This is a genomic window from Bradyrhizobium arachidis (assembly GCF_015291705.1).
Taxonomy (GTDB): Bacteria; Pseudomonadota; Alphaproteobacteria; order Rhizobiales; family Xanthobacteraceae; genus Bradyrhizobium; species Bradyrhizobium arachidis.
The window spans coordinates 8,077,810-8,097,764 of record NZ_CP030050.1 but is presented as its reverse complement, the minus strand read 5'-3'; the positions used below and the strand labels follow the sequence as shown (position 1 = coordinate 8,097,764).

Here is a 19,955-nt window from a genome sequence, read left to right as displayed (position 1 = left end):
TCGAGGGGCCCGCCATGTCGCTCGATATCGCACGATCGATCGCCTTCAGCGGGCTGTCGGCAACGTCCGTGCAGATCAGCGTGACGTCGTCGAACATCTCGAACGCCGACACGACGGGTTACACCAAGAAGACCGCGAGCCAGTCGAGCAGCGTCACCAACGGCGTCGGCACCGGCGTCACGGTGACGGGCATCACCTCGACGGTCGACAAGCTGCTGCTCAAGTCGCTGGTCTCCGCCGATTCCGCTCTCGGCTCGGCTGACACCACCAACACCTATCTGACCTCGCTCGAGAAGCTCTATGGTTCGGTCAGCAGCAGCGACGATTCGTCGTCCGGAACGTCGCTGGCCAACAGCATCGCCTCGCTGGAATCGGCGCTGTCCTCGCTGGCGAGCACGCCGAGCAGTGCCTCGCTGCAATCCAACGTCATCAGTGCGCTCGACGACGTCGCAAGCCAGCTGCGGGAGACCTCGAGCGGGATCCAGAAGCTCCGTTCCGACGCCGACCAGAACATCGCCTCCTCGATCGATGACGTCAACACGGATCTGCAGCAGATCGCGGACCTCAACGCCCAGATCAAGCAGACCGCGGCGACCGGCCAGTCGACCGCGGACCTGGAGGACCAGCGCAACACGGCGCTGCAGGACCTCGCCTCCAAGATGAACATCAGCTATTTCACGGCGTCCAACGGCGATCTCCAGATCTACACCACGTCCGGCCAAGCCCTGGTCGACTCGTCCGCGCACACCATCAGCTATACTGCGGCGTCGAACGTGACCGCGTCGACGACCTACACCGCCGGTTCGTCATCGAGCGGTTTCAGCGCGATCACGGTGAACGGGGTCGATATCACGTCGCAGATATCAGGCGGCGACATCGGCGCGCTCATCACGCTCCGCGACGACACGCTGCCGGACGCGCAGTCGCAGCTGGATCAGCTCGCGCAGCAACTGTCCTCCGCGGTGAATAGCGTCTCGAACGGCGCGTCCTCCGTGCCGGCGCCGACCAGCCTGACCGGAACCACCAGCGTCACCAGCAGCACCGCGCTCTCCGCCACCGGAACGGTACGCATCGCCGTCACCGACCAGAGCGGCAACCTGGTCTCCTATGGTGATCTCGACCTGTCGTCCTATTCCACGGTCGGCGATCTCGTCAGCGCCATCAACGGCATCTCCGGCCTATCCGCATCGGTCGACGCCGACGGCCATCTCGCGATCACGGCGACAGGCTCAGGCAATGGCGTCGCCATCAACGAGATGACGAGCTCGGTGGGAAGTGCGAGCGAAGGATTTTCCGAGTATTTCGGCCTCAACGACCTCGTCACCGGAACCAGCGCGTCCGATATCGCGGTCAACAGCAAGATCCTGTCCGGCACCAACGAGCTCCAGCTTGCGACGCTGGACTCCTCGTCGAGCCTCACGGTCGGCAGCTCGGTGCTGTCGTCGGGCTCGGCGACGGTGGTCAACGCTTTCTATGACGCGTTGACGGCGTCCCGGACGTTTTCCGCCACCGGCGGTCTTGCTGCCAGCACTGGCTCTCTTGCCGATTACGCCTCGGCAGTCGTCGCCGACGTCTCGAGCAAGGCCTCGCAGGCATCCACCGACTACACCGCCAAGGAGACCGCGCAGTCGACCTATGCGAACTCGCTGTCGTCGCAGTCCGGCGTCAACCTCGACGAGGAATCGGCCAATCTGAGCACGCTCCAGAACAAATATTCGGCGGCCTCGGCGCTGATCCAGGCCATCAACTCCATGTACTCGGCGCTGCTCACCGCCGTGCAATCGACCTAAGAGGGGCATGCCGATGGTCGCGATGCGGGTGGCTACCTTCGCGCAGTCGAACAGGATGATCGCCGACGCGATGCGCGTCGAGTCGGTCATGGCGAGCAAGCAGATCCAGGAATCCTCGGGCGTCGTCTCGACCGATTTCGGCGGCTATGGCTCGGATTCGCAGCATGTCGTCAACCTCCAGGTCTCGGTGACGCGCGCGCAGTCCTATATCGATGCCGCGACGCTCGCCGACAGCAAGGTCCAGGTGATGTATTCGGCCGTCGGCTCGGTGACCGACATCCTTACCCAGCTGCGTTCCCAGCTCAGCGCCGCATCGACGGGAAGCTCGACCGAGGTGAATTCGGTGATCAGCTCCGCCCAGCAGATGCTTGAGCAGATGGGCTCGCTGATGAACACGCAATATGACGGCCAGTACGTCTTTGCCGGCGGCAAGACGGAGACGGCGCCGGTCGATCTCACGAGCTTTTCGTCCGGCAGCGGCTCGCTGACCACGACCGATACCAGCTACTACGATGGCGACGACGAGATCGCCTCGGTGCGGGTCGGCTCCGACGAAACCGTGTCATACGGCGTCACGGCCGATAATTCGGCGTTCGAGGAGGTGATGCGCGTGCTGAAATTCGTGGCGAACAGCACCACGCTGTCGTCCTCGGATATCACCAGCGCGCTGGATCTCGCCAGCACGGCGCTCGACGACACCGCTGCTGTGCAGGCCAAGCTGTCGCGCTCGGCGTCCTCGATCGAGACTGCGAGCTCGCGCCAGGCCGACTACAAGAGTTATGCCGAGACGCTGTCGAACGACCTCACCGGCGTCGACGTAGCCGCACTCACGGCGCAACTGTCGACTTACCAGACCCAGCTCACGGCTTCCTATTCCGCACTCGGCAAGATCCTGAGCATCAATCTTGCGAGCTATCTGAAGTAGGCCAATACACTCAGTGTCATTCCCCGCGAAGGCGGGGAATCCAGTACGCCACGGCCTCCTGGTCCTATTAACACTGTCTCTGGAATACTGGATGCCCCGCTTACGCGGGGCATGACAGCGCGTTGTGTGGAGGCTTCTCGCCGGCCTATTCGGCCGCGATCCGCTCCATCGCCATGGCACGAAGCCGCGCACGCTGGATCTTCACGCCATTGGCGCTGTCGGTGACCGGGAAGGCGTCGACGAGATAGATCCGCGCCGGCACCTTGTAGCCGGCGAGCCGCTCGCGCAGGCGCGCCGTCAACGCCTCCTGCTGCGGCGGCTCCGCAGCCGCAATCACGAAGGCGACGCAGCGCGCCTGGCCCTTCAGGTCGACCGCGACCACCTGGGCGTCCGCCACGCCTGGACAGGATTTGAGCTCGTCCTCGATCTCGCCGGGGGCAACGAGAAAGCCGCCGAGCCGCATCGCGTCGCCCGCGCGGGTCTCGTAGACGAAGGCGCCATCGCCGCGCAGCCGGCCGATATCGCCGGTGCGGAAGAAGCCGTCGGTGGTGATCGCATCGCCCGTAGCCTCGGGATTGTTGAAATAGCCGAGGAAGCGCGAGGGCGCGCTGATCTCGATCTCGCCGGAGACGCCGTGGGCGGCAAGCTCGCCGGTCTCGGTGTCGCGGACGCGCACTTTTGCGGCAGGCGACATCGGCCAGCCGCCGCCTTCGATGCGGTCGGCGAAGGCGTCGCTGACGCGGGCGATCGAGAACAGCGCCTGCACCTCGCTCGAGCCGTACAGGCCGAACAGCGGCAGGCCGCGTGCCTCGGCCTCCGCGGCCAGCTCGCGCCAGCCGGGCTGGAACGCGGCGAAGCCGCAGATTTCGAGATGCGGGAACGGCCGCGGCGCATCGGTCAGCGCGAGGATGCGGCGGAACATTTCGTCGGACCCGAACGAGTGCGTGATCCGGTGCTCGCTGAGAATCTTCAGCGCCGGTGCCGCTTCGAAGGCATCGAGCACATGGATGGTCGCGCCCGCGGCGATGAAGCCGAGCAGGCTCGTCATGCCAAACGTGCCGCAGAACGGCAGCATGGCCAGCAGCGAATGACGCTGCGGCGAAAGCTGGAGCGCATTGGCAACGGAGACGGCGTGGCTCGTTAGTGTCCGCTGCGAATGCGCAACGAGCTTTGGTCCCTTGGTCGTGCCCGATGTGGTGTAGAGCAGGACCGGCAGATCGACGTCGTCTTGAGCCGGCGGGGTGGGCGGATGGACGGCGTCGAAGGCATCGAAGGGCACGCACGGCCACTGCGCGGGAATCCTGTCTGCGCCGACCACGGCAAGCTGTTGCAGCGCGGGGACCTCGTCCTTGGCAATGTCGGCAAGGATGGCGGCGAAATCGATCGAGCGGAACGCGGCCTCGACCACCATCAGCTTCGCGCCGGAGACCTTGAGCAGATGCGCGACCTCCGCGCTGCGGTAGCGCGTATTGACGGCGGCGACGATTGCGCCGAGGCGGGCGGCCGCGAACAGCAGCGCGATCCATTCGACCCGGTTGACCAGCCAGACCGCAACGACATCGCCTTTGCCGATGCCTTGCGCGGCAAGCCAGGCGGCGGCCTGCTCCACCCTCGCAGAGAATTCCGCGTGCGAGACCGGTGTGCCGTCGAACACGAAGGCGGGCTCGGCAGCCTCAGGGCGGATCAGCGATCGCAGCGAAAAATCGTTGGCGCTCATGGCAACCGGAGTAACCCGGCAGCGCGCGGCTGTCTACTTGGTGCCGAACATCCGGTCGCCGGCGTCGCCCAGGCCCGGCACGATGTAGCCGTGGTCGTTGAGCCGCTCGTCGATCGCGGCGGTCCAGACCGGCACGTCGGGATGCTCGCTCTGGAATTGCGCGATGCCCTCGGGTGCTGCCAGAAGGCAGACGAAGCGGATGTCGCGGGCGCCGCGCGCCTTGAGCAGGGAGGCGCCGGCGCAGGCCGAGTTGCCTGTCGCCAGCATCGGGTCCATCAGGATCACGGTACGGTCGGACAGGTCCTGCGGCGCCTTGAAGTAATATTCCACGGCCTGCAGTGTCTCGGGATCGCGATAGAGTCCGATATGGGCGATGCGCGCCGAGGGCATCAGCGCCAGCATGCCGTCGAGGAAGCCGACGCCGGCGCGCAGGATCGGCGCCAGCGTGAGCTTCTTGCCGGCGATCTTCGGCGCCTGCATCGGCGCGATCGGCGTCTCGATCTCGACCAGCTCCAGCGGCAGATCGCGCGTCACCTCGTAGCAGAGCAGCATCCCGATCTCGTTCAGGATCTCGCGAAAGCTCTTGGTCGAGCGGTCCTTCTCCCGCATCAGGGAGAGCTTGTGCTGGACCAGGGGGTGGGCGACGACGTGGACGTTGGTGCTGCTCATGAAACCGCTCTACACGGTTCCGTGAAATTGCGCCAGATCGGCCGGGTTTTTTCCGCGGGATACGCGGCCTCAGGCGGGCATCGCAACCGCCGTGCGGGCCCGGCTGCTTGCCTCGTAGGCAGCCATGGTCAATTCACGGTCGATCGCCGCGCGCATGGCGTCCATGGCGGGCTGGCGCAGCCGCTTCTTCGCGATCGCATGCGACGGCTTGTGGATCGCGCGCAGGGCCGCGATGATCTCCTCGAGGGTGCCGTCGACGGCCTCGGGCGCAACTATGCGGTCGAGGAAACCTGCCGCGAGCGCGTCCTCGGGCTCGTACATTTCGCCCAGCGTCGCCGTGCGGCTGAGCCAGGCCGGGTGCACGCGGCTGCGCGCCAGCTCGATCGCAAAGCTGGGCGGCGCAATGCCGATCGCGACCTCGTTGAGCCCCATGCGGTGCGGCCCGCGCGCGCCGAGCCTGACGTCGCAGGCGAGCAGCAGGAACGTTCCCATTGGATAGGCATGGCCCTCCATCAAGCCGATGATCGGATGCGGAAACGACATCAGCCGCAGCGCAAGCTCCGCGCCGGCCCGGACCATCTCAAGGCTTTTGGCGGCATCGCCCGAGGCGAACACCTTCAGATCGAAGCCGGCGGAGAAGATGCCGGGCCGCGCCGAGCGCAACACCACCATCTCCGCCTCTGTCTCGGCCCGGTCGAAGGCGGCGCCGATCTCCGCCAGCATCGCAGTCGACATCACGTTGACCTTGCCGTCGTCGAGCCCGATCCGGGCCACGCCGTCGTTCAGCTCGTAGCTCACTGCCTTGGGCATCTGCCTCTCCTTGTCGTTGGTCGTGCCTTGACTGTCGGAAGCTGATGTAGACCAATCAATATAATTTTCGACCGGAGGAGCGCGCCATGCCGGCCGTGCCGAAACACCGCCAGCCCATCATCAATGCCGCCGTGACGTTATTCCGTCGCCAGGGATTTGCCCGCACCGGCCTTAACGACATCGTCGATGTCAGCGGCGCGCCGAAGGGCTCGCTCTATCATTACTTTCCGGACGGAAAATCCTCGATCGCGGTGGCCGCAGTCGAGGAGGCGGGCCGCCGGGTCGCGGACACCGTGGCCAAGCTCGCGGCCGAGTGTGGCTCGACCGGCGAACTCTTGCGGGCGCATGCGAGATTGCTGGCGGGCTGGATGCAAAGCTCCGGCTTTCGTAACGGCTGCCCGATCACGACCGTGCTGCTGGAGCTTGCGCCGCGCGAGCGCGCGGTGTCCGACGCCGGCCGCAAGGCCTATGCAGCGCGGCTATCGATCCTGCGCGAGAAGCTGAGTGCCGATGGATTTGCCCGGCCGCGCGCGGAGGCGCTCGCCGTGCTCTGCACCTCGGCGCTCCAGGGCGCACTGATCCAGGCGCGCGTCGAGCGCAGCGGCCGGCCGATCGAGACCACGGCGGCAGAGCTGGCGCGGCTGATCGAGGCGGAGGCGGAGAGGGGCTAGACGCCGAGCCCGCGAGCCAGAAGCGTGATCACGAGCGTCAGGACCGCGCCCCAGATCAGGCTCAGCGTCATGGTCAGGATCGTCGTCGTGACCGCGTGCTCAAGATTTCCCTTGAGGAGCTGCATGCTAGCGGTCCGGCGCCGCGGTGAGGCGCAGGCCGAGCAGCAACGCACCCATCAGCGCAACCAGGATGGCGATCTTGAGCTCGATCATGTCGGCCGCCTCGTGGTCATGCGCGCCAGGAGCCGCATGGCGCCCTGCGCCAGCACGATCAGCGGATTGCCGCGGTTCTCGACGTCGAGCTCGATCGTCTCGGTGGGAAACACCAGCGCGCAGCGCGCCGGCGCGCTCTGACGGTTGGCGAAGTCCATCGCCGAGCTCTTGAACAGGAACAGACCGCCGATGCGGCCGTTCGCCTCGCGCGCGACCCAGAGGCCGGCGCTGTTGCGCCCGATGAAGAAGGCCGGAATGGCGGCGCTGACGACATCCGGGTCGATCGGTCCAAGCATCGCCTGCACCTGCCGGGGCTCCGGCCGGTGATGGGCGGTTTGAAGAGCGATTGCGGCCATCGCGGCCTCTTCACACATTTGCAAGGTCATGGGGACCTCCTTGCGGCTCAGGCGTGCAGGTGCCAGACATAGATTGCGGTCTTTAGCGCGATCAGCGCGGTGAGCACGCTGCCCATCGAGAGCAGGGTCAGCGCGCCGAGTGCGAGGCGCTTGAGCCGGGCCTTGCGTGCCGTTGACAGCCGCACCGGGCGTTCGACGGGGAAGGGCCGGTCAAGGCCATGCGTCAGGATCGACATGTTGGAAGTCCTTGTCCTTGGTGCGGCGAGACGGCCGCTCCAATCTGCTTGGTAATGATGTCCATCGCTGCGTAGGATTGCGAGATGACCGCCGGGCTGCCGGCATAGGAATCTCATAAAGACGCCGACCGTCGCGCCGGCAGCCCTCTGAAGAGATCGGGGTTCCGCTTCGGCCGCAGCTGCGACGGCGCAGGATCCGAATGCGTCATCCCGATCGCCGCCGCAAAGGCAAGCCGCAGCCGCGGCTCCTCGATCTGCTTGCAGAAGCCGTCCAGGATCGCATCGGCATTCTGGTGCTGCCCGCCGATGGCCGCGCAGAGCTGCGAGCTGGTGCGCCGGAAGAAGTGTAGCGAGTCGTCGGCGTGACGCCGCCCGCCGAGGTGATCGAGCTCGGCCGCGAGCGCCGCGACGTTGAGCCTGTCGGGCTCATCACGTGTCACGGCAAAGCGCAGCAGCGCCAATTGCCAGGCGTGGAGCAGCCTCTGAGTTCCTTCGACCAATGTCGGCATGCGATGCCCGCCCGCGACGCCTCAGGCCCCGACGCCGTCGATCAGTTCCTCGTCGGCGATCGCGGCGAAGGCGCGGACCACCTCCCGCTGCCTGGTCGCCTCCAGCGGCACGATCGGCAGCCGTGTGGCTTCCGACATCAGGCCGAGCACGCTGAGCGCATATTTGAGTGCCGCCGGGCTCTCCTTCGACAGGCAGGCGATCAGGGGAATGAGGCGCTTGTGCAGGTAGCGCGCCGATTGCAGGCGCCCCTGCCTGACATGCGAGAAGATCGTGCGGCAGAGATCCGGCGCGATATTGGCGACCTCCGAGATCGCGCCATCGCCGCCGTCCGTGATGAAGCCGAACGCGGTGGCGTCGTCGCCGGACAGGAAGCGAAACCCCGCCGGCAGATGCCGCGACAGGCGCATGGGGCGGGTGATGTCACCGCTTCCATCGCGCAGGCCCACGAACCGCCGGGATTCGACGAGACGCAGCAGCGTCTCGTCGGCCAGTGGGCGCAGCGTGCGGGAGGGAATGTCGTGCAGGATCACCGGCAGGCCGATCGAACCTGCAAGGCTGCGGAAGTGCGCGAGCATGCCCTCCTGCATCGGTTTGTTGTAGGCCGGAACGACCGACATGATGGCGTCGGCGCCGGCCGCCTCCGCGCGCCGCGCGAGCTCGATGGCATGGCTCGTTGAATTCGAGACGGCGCCGGCAATGACCCGGACGCGGCCGCGGGCGACATCGACCGCAGTGCGGATGACCAGCTCCTGCTCGGCCGGCGAGAGTGTCGATGCCTCGCCGGCCGTCTCGCAGACCACGATCGCGGGAGCACTCGCGGCGATCTGGCGCTCGCAGAGCGCGGCGAACGCGTTGATGTCAACCGCGTCCGCCGTGTCGAACGGTGTCGGCAGGTCCGGAATGAAGCCGGTGAACCAGGCTGAGGGAGGGATGAACATGGTGCCTCGCGGCAAACGCGCTCAGGCGGCGCGCTGTGAGAGGATGCTGTTGGGATTCTTGCCCATGTCGAGCTCGAGCTCGCGCGGCAGCTCGACGATGGTTTCAGGGTGCTGCCCGTTCTCGAACAGCGCATATTTGATGGCCTGGGCGCGGCTGACGAACAGGCCGCCATAGAGGCCGCTCTGCTCCTGCGCGACCCATTGTCCCCTGTGGTTGCGGCCGACGAAGACGATAGTCGAGGGGGAGCTGCACGAGGGCGGTTCGACCAGCTTCATGGACGTAGTCCTTTCCGATTGACAGAGGCGGCGGACGCAAGCCCGCAACCGTCCGATCAATATCTTTTCAAGCGAATATGATTTCGAGTGAGGCGGTGCGGCGATCTCATAGGAAGCGCATAAAGCCGCGTGATCAGCCCAGCTCGCTGGCGAGATGAACCAGCGCGAACAGCGCGCCGAACGCGGCGCATTCGTCCCAGTGATTGAGGACGGCACCGAACAGCGGCTCACGCCTGAGAAGGCCGACGGCCGCACACAGGATGATCGACATCCAGAGCAGGGCGGCCAGGCCGCGTCCGAAGCCGATGCTGCCGAATGCGGCAAAGCCGGCGAGGAGAACGACGCGCACGGCAAAGCGCGCGATCACCCGCGCCGGGCTCAGGGCCCGCGATATGTCTGAGGTTTGCGGCAAGGCACGAACGCTGGCTTAGCTGAAGTTCTCGCAGGCAACCGGCTCGTAGAGCGAATCCATGGCAGGCCGCACCGTGGGAACGCTTGGCCGCGACGCCTCCACGGCGAGCGCCTGCACCTCGATGAACGCCGATAGCAGCGCGAGCGCGAGATCGGCGTGGTGCGCCTCGACCGCCGTGTCCAGCCAGTCCGGCAGCTCTCGTTCGCGCGAGAGCGCGCAATGCCATTCGCCTTCGTCATAGGCGATGCGGCGGACCTGCCAACGCGGAAGCTCGATCTCTATCAGCGCCAGCGCGGCATCGGTCCAGGCCTCCGCGTCGATCAGGCGCATGAGGCGTGCCGTACGCTCGTTCTGGCCGAGCGAGGGAAATCGCCGGCAGGCGTGATCGATGATGTCGAGCATCAACGGTCGCGTCATCGCATGCGCATTGGCCAAACGCTTGCCGAGCGACGGCGGGTCGTAGTGGCGGAGAGCGGCGGTCATGTCAGGCCTCCTGGAATGGGCGTCGGTCAGTCGGCCGGCCTCTCCAAGATGGCGGGAACGGCATTTGAAAACGAGATGAGGAGGAGGCGAGAGATATAGGGATTTCATAAAGGCACGGGCGCCGCCGGACAGGGCGCGCGGCTAGCGCCCATGTCCGATCGTCGTTTTTGCGAAATGCCCGCAGCAATTTGTGGCAGGCGTTTATGGAAGACCAGGGCGAGGGTCCGCCATAATTATCGGCAGTGAAGGTGATGCCTGATCGGCATCGCTGCCGTCTCGGGCCAATATCCGGAGTACCTTGCCGGTGTCATTTCGGCCGCCCTCAGCGACGGTCGGTCTTTATGGGATTCCTATAAGGTCGCCATAGGGCTCATCTCGAAAACCTATGCGCGTGATGGCATCTCGGTGCGGTGAAAGCTCCGGCCGTTCGCCGGAGACATGCATTGCATTGGCGCGGAGCCGGGATCCGGAGACAGGCCGGATATTCGTCGCGCAACGAGGAGCAATCCGATGATGGACATTCTGATGCTGGCGCTGGGCTTCGTCTTCTTCGCCCTTGCGATCGGCTACACCTATGCCTGCGAACGGCTGTGAGGGAGCGGGCCATGATCTTCGACTATGCCCTCGCCGGCGCCGTCTCGTTCGGCCTCCTGGTCTATCTCACCTATGCGCTGCTGCGGCCGGAACGGTTCTGAGCCGTGTTGCTGCTTGTCGAATTGCTGCTGGCGGACGTCCTGCTCGTCGCCGGCCTGCTTGTGCTGCTCCTGCCGCTGCTGCGCAGGACGGAAAGCCTGAAAGGTTGATTCCATGACCATGATCGGTTGGCTCCAGATCATACTCTTCTGCCTTATCATCGTCGCGCTTACGAAACCGCTGGGCGGGTACATGACGCGCGTTTTCAACGGCGAGCGGACCTTCCTGTCGCCGGTGCTGCGCCCGATCGAGGCCGGCATCTACTGGATCTCCGGCGTCGACGAGAGGCGCGAGCAGCATTGGCTGACCTACACGGTCGCCATGCTGCTGTTCCATGTCGGCGGCTTCCTCATCATCTACGGCGTGATGCGGCTCCAGGCCATGCTCCCGTTCAATCCGGCAGGGCAGGGCGCGGTCGCGGAGGATCTCTCCTTCAACACCGCGATCTCCTTCATCACCAACACCAACTGGCAGAACTACGGCGGCGAGAGCACGGTGTCCTATCTCGTGCAGATGCTCGGCCTGACGCACCAGAACTTCCTGTCCGCCGCAACCGGCATCGCGCTCGCTGTCGCCCTGATCCGCGGCTTCTCGCGCGCCTCGATGCGCACGGTCGGCAATTTCTGGGTCGACGTCACCCGCACCACGCTCTACGTGCTGCTGCCGATCTGCGTGGTTTACTGCCTGTTCCTGGTCTGGCAGGGCATGCCGCAGACGCTCGGCCCGTATGTCGAGGCGACGACGCTCGAAGGCGCCAAGCAGACCATCGCGGTCGGCCCGGTCGCCTCGCAGGTCGCGATCAAGATGCTCGGCACCAATGGCGGCGGCTTCTTCAACGCCAACGCGGCGCATCCTTTCGAGAACCCGACCGCGCTGTCGAACTTGGTGCAGATGCTGTCGATCTTCCTGATCGGCGCCGCCATGACCAACGTGTTCGGCCGCATGGTCGGCAACCAGCGCCAGGGCTGGGCGATTTTGGCCGTGATGGGCGTGCTGTTCATCGCCGGCGTCACCGTCACCTATTGGGCGGAAGCGCACGGCACCGAGACCATGCAGGCGCTGGGTCTGACCGGCGGCAACATGGAGGGCAAGGAGGTCCGCTTTGGCATCGTCGCGTCCTCGTTGTTTGCCGTGGTCACCACAGCCGCCTCCTGCGGCGCGGTCAACGCCATGCATGACAGCTTCACCGCGCTTGGCGGCATGATCCCGCTGATCAACATGCAGCTCGGTGAGATCATCATCGGCGGCGTCGGCGCCGGCCTCTATGGCATGCTGCTGTTCGTCGTGCTCGCGATCTTCGTCGCAGGCCTGATGGTCGGCCGCACGCCGGAATATGTCGGCAAGAAGATCGAGGCGCGCGAGGTCAAGATGGCGATGCTCGCGATCCTGGTGCTGCCGCTGATGTATCTCGGCTGGACCGCGGTCGGCGTGGTCTATCCGGCGGCGGTGGCCTCGATGGCCAATGCCGGCCCGCACGGCTTCACCGAGGTGCTCTACGCCTTCACCTCGGCGACCGGCAACAACGGCTCGGCCTTCGCGGGCCTCACCGGCAACACCCTCTTCTACAACCTCACGCTCGCATCCGCGATGTTCGTCGGCCGCTTCTTCATGATCGTGCCGGCGATGGCGATCGCGGGTTCGCTCGCGGCCAAGAAATCGATCCCGCCCTCGGCAGGCACGTTCCCGACCACCGGCGGACTGTTCGTCGGCCTCGTCGTCGGCGTGATCCTGATCATCGGCGGCCTGACCTTCTTCCCGGCGCTCGCGCTCGGTCCGATCGTCGAGCATCTCGCGATGAACGCCGGCCAAGTGTTCTGAGCCAAATGTTCTGAACCAAGTGTTCTGACAGACTTCTGATTGTTGGAGTGACCTCCATGGAAACGATGAAACTGCAAAAGCGCGCTCCGATGTCGGCCATGCTCGATCCCAAGATCGTGCTGCCCGCGATCAGCGCGTCCTTCACCAAGCTGAACCCGCGGCTGATGGTGAAGAACCCCGTGATGTTCGTGGTCGAGATCGTCGCCGCGCTCACCACCGTGATCTTCCTGCGCGACCTCGTCACGGGCGGCGCCGGCCTCGGCTTCACCTTCCAGATCATCCTCTGGCTCTGGTTCACGGTGCTGTTCGCCAACTTCGCCGAAGCGGTCGCCGAAGGCCGCGGCAAGGCGCAGGCCGACTCCTTGCGCAAGACCCGCACCGAGAGCCAGGCCAAGCTGCTGACCGGTGCAGGCCAGGCCTTCAAGCTGGTGCCGGGCACCAGCCTGAAGGTCGGCGACATCGTGCTGGTCGAAGCCGGCGATACCATCCCCTCGGACGGCGAGGTGATCGAGGGCGTCGCCTCCGTCAACGAGGCCGCCATCACCGGCGAATCCGCACCCGTCATCCGCGAATCCGGTGGCGACCGCTCGGCGGTCACCGGCGGCACTCAGGTGCTGTCCGACTGGATCCGCGTGCGCATCACCGCGGCGCAAGGCTCGACCTTCATCGATCGCATGATCAAGCTGGTCGAAGGCGCCGAGCGCGCGAAGACGCCGAACGAGATCGCGCTCAATATCTTGCTCGCGGGCCTCACCATCATCTTCGTGTTCGCCACCGTCACCATTCCGAGCTATGCGGCCTATGCCGGCGGCTCGATCTCGGTGATCGTGCTGGTCGCATTGTTCGTGACGCTGATCCCGACCACGATCGGCGCGCTGCTCTCGGCGATCGGCATCGCCGGCATGGATCGTCTGGTGCGCTTCAATGTGCTGGCGATGTCGGGCCGTGCGGTCGAGGCCGCCGGTGACGTCGACACGCTGCTGCTCGACAAGACCGGCACCATCACCCTCGGCAACCGCCAGGCCACTGCGTTCCGTCCCGTGCGCGGCGTCACCGAGCAGGAACTCGCCGACGCAGCCCAGCTCGCCTCGCTTGCCGACGAGACGCCGGAAGGCCGTTCAATCGTCGTGCTCGCCAAGGAGAAATACGGCATCCGCGGCCGCGACATGGCCGAGTTAGGGGCCACCTTCATCCCGTTCACGGCACAGACCCGCATGAGCGGCGTCGATGCCGGCGGCTCGTCGGTGCGCAAGGGCGCGGTCGAGGCCATGCTGAATTATGTCGGTGGCGGCACGCCGCTGGCGGTCGCGTCGGGCAATGCCGCTCGGGTCATTCAGCCCGCGCCGCTGTCGGACGTCGGCCGCGAGATCCAGGCCATTGCCGACGAGATATCGAAAGCCGGCGGCACGCCGCTGGCGGTCGCCAAAGACGGCAAGCTGCTCGGCGTCATCCAGCTCAAGGACATCGTCAAGGGCGGCATCCGCGAACGCTTTGCCGAGCTGCGCCGCATGGGCATCCGCACCATCATGATCACCGGCGACAACCCGATGACGGCGGCTGCGATCGCGGCGGAGGCGGGTGTCGACGATTTCCTCGCGCAGGCAACGCCCGAGGACAAGCTCAAGCTGATCCGCGACGAGCAGGCCAAGGGCAAGCTGGTCGCCATGTGCGGCGACGGCACCAACGACGCACCGGCGCTGGCGCAGGCCGACGTCGGGGTCGCCATGAACACCGGCACGCAAGCGGCCCGCGAGGCCGGCAACATGGTCGACCTCGACTCCAACCCGACCAAGCTGATCGAGGTGGTCGAGATCGGCAAGCAGCTCTTGATGACGCGCGGTGCGCTGACGACCTTCTCGATCGCCAACGACGTCGCAAAATACTTTGCGATCATCCCGGCGATGTTCCTGGCGTTCTACCCGCAGCTCAACGTGCTCAACATCATGAACCTGTCGAGCCCGCAGAGCGCCATCCTGTCGGCGATCATCTTCAATGCGCTGATCATCATCGCGCTGATCCCGCTGGCGCTGAAGGGCGTCGCCTATCGCGCCGTCGGTGCCGGCGCGCTGCTCCGCCGCAATCTCCTGATCTACGGCCTCGGCGGCATCGTCATTCCCTTCATCGGCATCAAGGCGATCGATCTCGTCGTGGTCGCCTTGCACCTGGCATAACGCCGTCATGCGAACAGCAAATCTCCCCGTCATTCCGGGGCGCCTCGAAGAGGCGAACCCGGAATCTCGAGGTTCCGGGTTCGATGCTTCGCATCGCCCCGGAACGACGGCAGGGATGCTTCGCTCGCAATGACGGGAGAACTGGAGAAATCACATGCTCAGAGAAATCCGCCCCGCCATCGTTCTGTTGCTGGTGCTCACTGCGATCACGGGCCTGGCCTATCCGCTCGCGATGACCGCCATTGCCGGCACGCTTTTCCCGACGCAGGCGCAAGGCAGCCTGATCGAGAAGGACGGCAAGGTGATCGGCTCCGCCCTGATCGGGCAGGAGTTCAAGGAAGATAAATACTTCCACGGCCGTCCCTCGGCGACGCTGGCGCCGGACCCCAATGATTCGACCAAGACGGTGTCGGCGCCCTACAACGCCGCCAACTCCGGCGGCTCCAATCTCGGCCCGACCAGCAAGGCGCTCGCCGACCGGATGAAGGAGGATGTCGACAAGCTCAAGGCTGAGAATCCGAACGCCGCCGTGCCGGTCGATCTGGTCACCACCTCGGCCAGCGGTCTCGATCCCGACATCTCGCCGGAAGCCGCGCAATTCCAGGTGCCGCGCGTGGCCAAGGCGCGGAATATGCCGGAAGACCAGCTCAAGCAGCTCGTGGTCGCCAACACCCAGGGCCGTCTGCTCGGCCTGCTCGGCGAACCCCGGGTTAACGTTCTCGCGCTGAACCTTGCGCTCGATCGCGCGTCGGCGAAGTAGCGGTCTATGCCCATGGCATCAGGATGATTATATTGCCCTGATGGTCCGAGAGCGCCGCGATCCCGAACAACGTCCCTCGCCCGAGGCGCTGCTGGAAGCAGCGCGGCGGGAGGAGAGCGCGAGCGGCAAGTTGAAGATCTTCGTCGGCGCTGCTCCCGGCGTCGGCAAGACCTATGAGATGCTGCAAAGCGCCCATGCCCGGCGCAAGGCCGGCATCGACGTCGTGGTCGGCTTCGTCGAGACCCATGGCCGCGCCGAGACCGAGGCGCTGGTTCGCGGGCTCGAAGTGGTCCCGCGCAAGCGGCTCGACTATCGCGGCCAGACGGTCGAGGAGATGGACCTCGACGCCGTGATCGCGCGCCGGCCGCAAATCGCGCTGGTCGACGAGCTCGCCCACACCAACGCCGCAGGCAGCCGCCATCCCAAGCGCTATCTCGACGTCGAGGAGCTGCTCTCCCGCGGCATCGACGTCTACACCGCCGTCAACATCCAGCACATCGAGAGCCTGAACGACGTCGTCGCCCAGATCACCCATGTGCGGGTCCGCGAGACCGTGCCGGATTCGATCTTCGACCGCGCCGATGCGATCGAGCTGATCGACCTCACGCCGGACGACCTGATCCAGCGGCTGAAGGAGGGCAAGGTCTACGTCCCCAAGCAGGCCGAGCGGGCGCTGGAGCATTATTTCTCGCCAGGCAACCTGACCGCGCTCCGCGAGCTCGCGTTGCGGCGCACGGCCGAGCGGGTCGACGAGCAGCTGCTCACCCACATGCAGGCCAATGCCATCGCCGGCCCCTGGGCCGCGGGCGAGCGCATCCTCGTCTGCGTCAGCGAGGATCCGCGCGCGGCCGGCCTCGTCCGCTACACCAAGCGGCTGGCCGACCGGCTGCACGCGCCGTTCACCGCGGTCTCCATCGAGACGCGGCGATCCCTGCAATTGTCCGACGAGGAGCGCGATCGGCTCGCCGATACGCTGAGGCTGGCGGAATCGCTCGGCGGCGAGGCGCTGACCATTCCCGCCGTCGGCCGCCGCATCGCCGACGACGTCGTCAATTTCGCGCAAGCCAATAACGTCACCCAGATTGTGATCGGCAAATCCACGCGCTCGCGCTGGTTCGAGATCACGCGCGGCTCCGTCGTGCATGATCTGGTGCGCCGGGCCGGCAACATCAGCGTTCACGTCATTCCCGGCGATGAGCTCGCGAGCGAGCCGCCGCCGAAGACCGCGGTGCAGACCGCTGCGCGGTCGGAGCCGTTCGACGCACGTCCCTATCTGAAGGCGCTCGGGATTACCGCGCTTGGCCTTGCGGCAGCGGTGCTCATCAAGCCGTATTTCGGTGTCGAGAACGTCGATCTGATGTTCCTCACCGCGGTGGTGGCTGTCGCCGTGCGCTACGGGCTGTGGCCGTCGCTGCTTGCGAGCATCGCGGCGTCGCTGGCCTACAATTTCTTTTTCCTGCCGCCGGTCTACACGTTCACTATTACCGATCCGACCAATGTCGCGGCGTTCTTCTTCTTCATGCTGATTGCGTTCGTGGTCTCGAACGTCGCGGGACGCGTGCGTACGCAGGCCGACACCGCGATCGGCCGCATCAGGACCACCGAGCAGCTCTATGCGTTCAGCCGCAAGCTCGCCGGCACAGGCACGCTCGACGACGTGCTGTGGGCGACGGCCTACCAGATCGCGCTGATGCTGAAGGTGCGCGTCGTGCTGTTGCTGCCGGAGGACGGCCTGCTCACGGTGAAGTCAGGCTATCCGCCCGAAGACCAGCTCGACCAGGCCGACCTCGCCGCCGCCAACTGGGCCTGGAGCAATGACCGTCCCGCAGGCCGCGGCTCGGATACGCTGCCGGGCGCCAAGCGGCTGTTCCTGCCGATGCGCACCGGACGCGGGCCGATCGGCGTCATCGGCATCGACAACGACCGCACCGGGCCGCTGTTGACGCCGGACCAGCGCCGGCTGCTCGATGCGCTGGTCGACCAGGGCGCGCTCGCGATCGAGCGCGTGCTGCTGGTCGAGGACATGGACCGCGTCCGGCGCACCGTGGAATCCGAGCGCTTACGCTCCGCGCTGCTGACCTCGATCTCGCACGACCTCAAGACGCCGCTCGCCTCCGTGCTGGGCGCGGCCTCGACCATGCGCGATCTCGCCGGCGCGCTGTCGGACACCGAGAAGCGCGACCTGCTCGCCACCGTGATCGACGAATCCGAGCGGCTCAACCGCTTCATCGCCAACCTGCTCGACATGACCAAATTGGAGTCCGGCGCCATCGTGCCGAACACGGCGCTGCACGATCTCGGCGAGATCGTCGGCAGCGCGCTCAGGCGCGCGAGCAAGATCCTCACGGCGCACAAGGTGGAGCTGGTGCTGGCCGCCGATCTGCCGATGCTCCAGCTCGATGCCGTGCTGTTCGAGCAGGTGCTGTTCAACCTGCTCGACAATGCTGCCAAATATTCGTCGCCGGAGACCACAATCTCGATCAAGAGCCGGCGTGAGCGTGATCAAGTGGTGCTCGATATCGCCGACGAGGGCGGCGGCATTCCGCCCGGCGAGCTCGAGAGCGTGTTCGACAAGTTCTATCGGGTGCAGAAGGGTGACCATGTCCGGCCCGGCACCGGGCTCGGTCTCGCCATCTCCCGCGGCTTCGTCGAGGCGATGCGCGGCACGATCTCGGCGGCCAATCGCAGCGACCGCAGCGGTGCCGTGCTCACCATCCGTCTGCCCGTCCCGGCACAGACCCCAGCATTGGATACCGCCGCATGAGTGCCGCCCCGATCAAGGTCCTTGTCATCGACGACGAGCCGCCGATCCGCAAATTGCTGCGGATGGGACTCTCGACGCAGGGCTACGAGATCCTGGAGGCGTCGAACGGCAAGATCGCGCTGGAGAAGCTCACTGAGGAGCCGGCGCTGATCATTCTCGATCTCGGCCTGCCCGACATCCAGGGCCATGAGCTCCTGCGCACCATCCGCGCCCGCAACGAGGCCGTGCCGATCGTGGTGCTGTCGAGCCGCGGCGACGAGGCCGGCAAGGTGCAGGCGCTCGATCTCGGTGCCGACGACTATCTGACAAAACCCTTTGGCATGGACGAGCTGCTGGCGCGCCTGCGCGCCGCGCTGCGGCACCAGCTTCAGGTGCAGGGCGAGCGCCCGATCTTCCGCACCGGCGATCTCTCCGTCGATCTCGTCCGCCGCATCGTCAAGGTCGGCGAGCGCGACGTGAAGCTTTCGCCGAAGGAGTATGATCTCCTGCGCGTGCTGGTCCAGCACGCCGGCAAGGTGCTGACCCATCGTTTCCTGCTCAAGGAGCTCTGGGACGAGCTGACCGATGCGCAATATCTACGCGTCTATGTCCGCCAGCTCCGTCAGAAGATCGAAGCCGATCCGGAGCGTCCGCAATATGTGCTGACCGAGACGGGCATCGGGTACCGGCTGAAGGCAGGGGATTGATTTGGCCGTCGTTCCGGGGCGATGCGAAGCATCGAACTATGGTGCGCACTTGCGCACCTGAGAACCTCGAGATTCCGGGTTCGCCTCTTCGAGGCGCCCCGGAATGACGGTGGGGTTGCTACCCAGCCTTCCGATGCCGTGCGGTCGTCCGATGCGTCTTCCGCGCGCTGCGCTGCCGCCCCGTCGCCCGCCGCGCGTGCGACTTCGCCGCCGTCTTCTTGCCGCCGCGTCCTTTCAGGCTCTGCTTCAGCGCGTCCATCAGGCTGACGACGTTGCTCGGGCGCTCCTCGGGCTCCGGCAGCTCGATCTTCTTGCCGCTGGCCTTGCGCTTCACCAGCGCCTTCAGCGCGGTCTCGTACTCGTCCTTGAACTTGCTGGGATCGAAGTGCGCCGCCTTGGTGTGGAGGATGTGCCCGGCGAGCTCGACCATGTCTTTGGTGATCTTCGGGCTCTTGATGTCAGCGAAATACTCGCCCTCGTCGCGCAGCTCGTAGGGAAAGCGCAGCGTGGTGCCGAGCAGACCCTTGCCGAGCGGCTCGATGGCGATGATATGCTCGCGGTTGGTCAGCACGATCTTGGCGAGCGCGACGCGATCCTGGTCCTTCATGGCGTCGCGGATCACGGCAAAGGCGTCGACCGCCGCCTTGCCGTCGGGCGCGATGTAATAGGGGTGGTTGAGATATCGCTGGTCGATTTCCTCGCTCGGCACGAAACTCTCGATATCGATGGTGTGGTTGCTCTCGATCTGGACGGCTTCGAGCTCCTCCGGTTCGATCTCGACATATTTGCCCTTGCGCAGCTCGTAGCCGCGGCCCTTCTGGTCGCTCTCGACGACGTCGCCGGTCTCGGCGTCGATCATCTGCTGCTTGAGCCGGTTCCCGGTCTCGCGGTTGATCAGGTGAAACCGCGTCTTCTCGGCCGCCGTCGTCGCCGGGTAGAGCACGACCGGGCAACTGACCAGCGACAGCTTCAACGTTCCCTTCCAATAGGCGCGCGGAGCCATTCCATTCTCCAGTGATTTCAAGGCGTTTTGGAACCCCAACCGCGCCATCGGGTT

Annotated in this window: 22 protein-coding genes; 10 read left to right on the top strand and 12 right to left on the bottom strand. The window is 65.7% G+C overall.

Features of this window, described 5'->3' with window-relative positions; all coding sequences use genetic code 11:
- Positions 1–14 precede the first annotated feature (14 nt).
- Positions 15–1,790, top strand: a complete 1,776-nt coding sequence (flgK, locus tag WN72_RS38130) for a flagellar hook-associated protein FlgK (RefSeq protein ID WP_092212913.1) — start codon at positions 15–17, stop codon at positions 1,788–1,790.
- A gap of 13 nt (positions 1,791–1,803) precedes the next feature.
- A complete protein-coding gene (locus WN72_RS38125) occupies positions 1,804–2,715 on the top strand; it encodes a flagellin (protein WP_092213099.1) in 912 nt (303 codons plus the stop codon).
- A gap of 145 nt (positions 2,716–2,860) precedes the next feature.
- On the opposite strand, the gene WN72_RS38120 is transcribed toward WN72_RS38125, so the two are convergent.
- The 3 genes from WN72_RS38120 to WN72_RS38110 form a co-directional block, all read right to left on the bottom strand.
- Positions 2,861–4,432, bottom strand: coding sequence for an AMP-binding protein (locus WN72_RS38120; protein WP_092212911.1), 1,572 nt, complete (start codon positions 4,430–4,432; stop codon positions 2,861–2,863).
- A 33-nt stretch (positions 4,433–4,465) separates the two neighbouring features.
- The gene (gene upp / locus WN72_RS38115) at positions 4,466–5,101 is read right to left on the bottom strand and encodes a uracil phosphoribosyltransferase (protein ID WP_092212909.1); all 636 of its coding nucleotides are present in this window, start codon (positions 5,099–5,101) and stop codon (positions 4,466–4,468) included.
- A 69-nt stretch (positions 5,102–5,170) separates the two neighbouring features.
- On the bottom strand, positions 5,171–5,911 hold the full coding sequence (locus tag WN72_RS38110; protein ID WP_092212907.1) for a crotonase/enoyl-CoA hydratase family protein: 741 nt from the start codon (positions 5,909–5,911) through the stop codon (positions 5,171–5,173).
- An 86-nt stretch (positions 5,912–5,997) separates the two neighbouring features.
- Here WN72_RS38110 and WN72_RS38105 point away from each other — a divergent pair, with 86 nt between their 5' ends.
- Positions 5,998–6,582 (top strand): TetR/AcrR family transcriptional regulator, encoded by a 585-nt coding sequence (locus tag WN72_RS38105; RefSeq protein WP_092212906.1) that lies wholly within the window; start codon positions 5,998–6,000, stop codon positions 6,580–6,582.
- On the opposite strand, the gene WN72_RS47550 is transcribed toward WN72_RS38105, so the two are convergent.
- The 8 genes from WN72_RS47550 to WN72_RS38070 form a co-directional block, all read right to left on the bottom strand.
- A complete protein-coding gene (locus tag WN72_RS47550; protein WP_265441509.1) occupies positions 6,579–6,707 on the bottom strand; it encodes a hypothetical protein in 129 nt (42 codons plus the stop codon). The two genes, WN72_RS38105 and WN72_RS47550, sit on opposite strands and share 4 nt — an antisense overlap.
- 84 nt (positions 6,708–6,791) lie before the next feature.
- Positions 6,792–7,181 (bottom strand): hypothetical protein, encoded by a 390-nt coding sequence (locus tag WN72_RS38100; RefSeq protein WP_027560820.1) that lies wholly within the window; start codon positions 7,179–7,181, stop codon positions 6,792–6,794.
- A gap of 17 nt (positions 7,182–7,198) precedes the next feature.
- A complete protein-coding gene (locus tag WN72_RS38095; RefSeq protein ID WP_027560819.1) occupies positions 7,199–7,387 on the bottom strand; it encodes a hypothetical protein in 189 nt (62 codons plus the stop codon).
- 113 nt (positions 7,388–7,500) lie between these two features.
- Positions 7,501–7,848 (bottom strand): hypothetical protein, encoded by a 348-nt coding sequence (locus WN72_RS38090; protein WP_231164107.1) that lies wholly within the window; start codon positions 7,846–7,848, stop codon positions 7,501–7,503.
- A gap of 69 nt (positions 7,849–7,917) precedes the next feature.
- Positions 7,918–8,835: a 4-hydroxy-tetrahydrodipicolinate synthase gene (gene dapA, locus WN72_RS38085; RefSeq protein WP_092212904.1), complete on the bottom strand. Its 918-nt coding sequence runs from the start codon at positions 8,833–8,835 to the stop codon at positions 7,918–7,920.
- 21 nt (positions 8,836–8,856) lie between these two features.
- On the bottom strand, positions 8,857–9,111 hold the full coding sequence (locus WN72_RS38080) for a hypothetical protein (protein ID WP_027560816.1): 255 nt from the start codon (positions 9,109–9,111) through the stop codon (positions 8,857–8,859).
- Between the two features lie 133 nt (positions 9,112–9,244).
- Positions 9,245–9,523: a hypothetical protein gene (locus WN72_RS38075; RefSeq protein WP_167380627.1), complete on the bottom strand. Its 279-nt coding sequence runs from the start codon at positions 9,521–9,523 to the stop codon at positions 9,245–9,247.
- A gap of 15 nt (positions 9,524–9,538) precedes the next feature.
- On the bottom strand, positions 9,539–10,006 hold the full coding sequence (locus tag WN72_RS38070) for a hypothetical protein (RefSeq protein ID WP_167380626.1): 468 nt from the start codon (positions 10,004–10,006) through the stop codon (positions 9,539–9,541).
- 438 nt (positions 10,007–10,444) lie between these two features.
- Between WN72_RS38070 and WN72_RS38065 the strand changes: the two genes are divergently transcribed.
- The 7 genes from WN72_RS38065 to WN72_RS38035 all read left to right on the top strand — a co-directional run bounded on the left by WN72_RS38065 (position 10,445) and on the right by WN72_RS38035 (position 18,898).
- Complete coding sequence (locus WN72_RS38065) at positions 10,445–10,600, top strand: hypothetical protein (protein WP_167336462.1); 156 nt, start codon at positions 10,445–10,447, stop codon at positions 10,598–10,600.
- Positions 10,601–10,611: 11 nt separating this feature from the next.
- Positions 10,612–10,701, top strand: a complete 90-nt coding sequence (locus WN72_RS38060) for a K(+)-transporting ATPase subunit F (RefSeq protein WP_018641117.1) — start codon at positions 10,612–10,614, stop codon at positions 10,699–10,701.
- Positions 10,702–10,813: 112 nt separating this feature from the next.
- Positions 10,814–12,517, top strand: coding sequence for a potassium-transporting ATPase subunit KdpA (gene kdpA / locus WN72_RS38055; RefSeq protein WP_027560813.1), 1,704 nt, complete (start codon positions 10,814–10,816; stop codon positions 12,515–12,517).
- Between the two features lie 56 nt (positions 12,518–12,573).
- Positions 12,574–14,688 (top strand): potassium-transporting ATPase subunit KdpB, encoded by a 2,115-nt coding sequence (gene kdpB, locus WN72_RS38050; protein ID WP_027560812.1) that lies wholly within the window; start codon positions 12,574–12,576, stop codon positions 14,686–14,688.
- A gap of 154 nt (positions 14,689–14,842) precedes the next feature.
- On the top strand, positions 14,843–15,448 hold the full coding sequence (locus tag WN72_RS38045; protein WP_092212900.1) for a K(+)-transporting ATPase subunit C: 606 nt from the start codon (positions 14,843–14,845) through the stop codon (positions 15,446–15,448).
- A 40-nt stretch (positions 15,449–15,488) separates the two neighbouring features.
- Positions 15,489–18,212, top strand: a complete 2,724-nt coding sequence (locus WN72_RS38040) for a sensor histidine kinase (protein ID WP_092212899.1) — start codon at positions 15,489–15,491, stop codon at positions 18,210–18,212.
- Positions 18,209–18,898 (top strand): response regulator, encoded by a 690-nt coding sequence (locus WN72_RS38035; protein WP_027560809.1) that lies wholly within the window; start codon positions 18,209–18,211, stop codon positions 18,896–18,898. Before WN72_RS38040 ends, WN72_RS38035 begins: the two co-directional genes overlap by 4 nt.
- 118 nt (positions 18,899–19,016) lie before the next feature.
- Here WN72_RS38035 and ku read toward each other — a convergent pair whose 3' ends face one another.
- A complete protein-coding gene (ku, locus tag WN72_RS38030) occupies positions 19,017–19,901 on the bottom strand; it encodes a non-homologous end joining protein Ku (protein WP_092212897.1) in 885 nt (294 codons plus the stop codon).
- Positions 19,902–19,955: the final 54 nt, after the last annotated feature.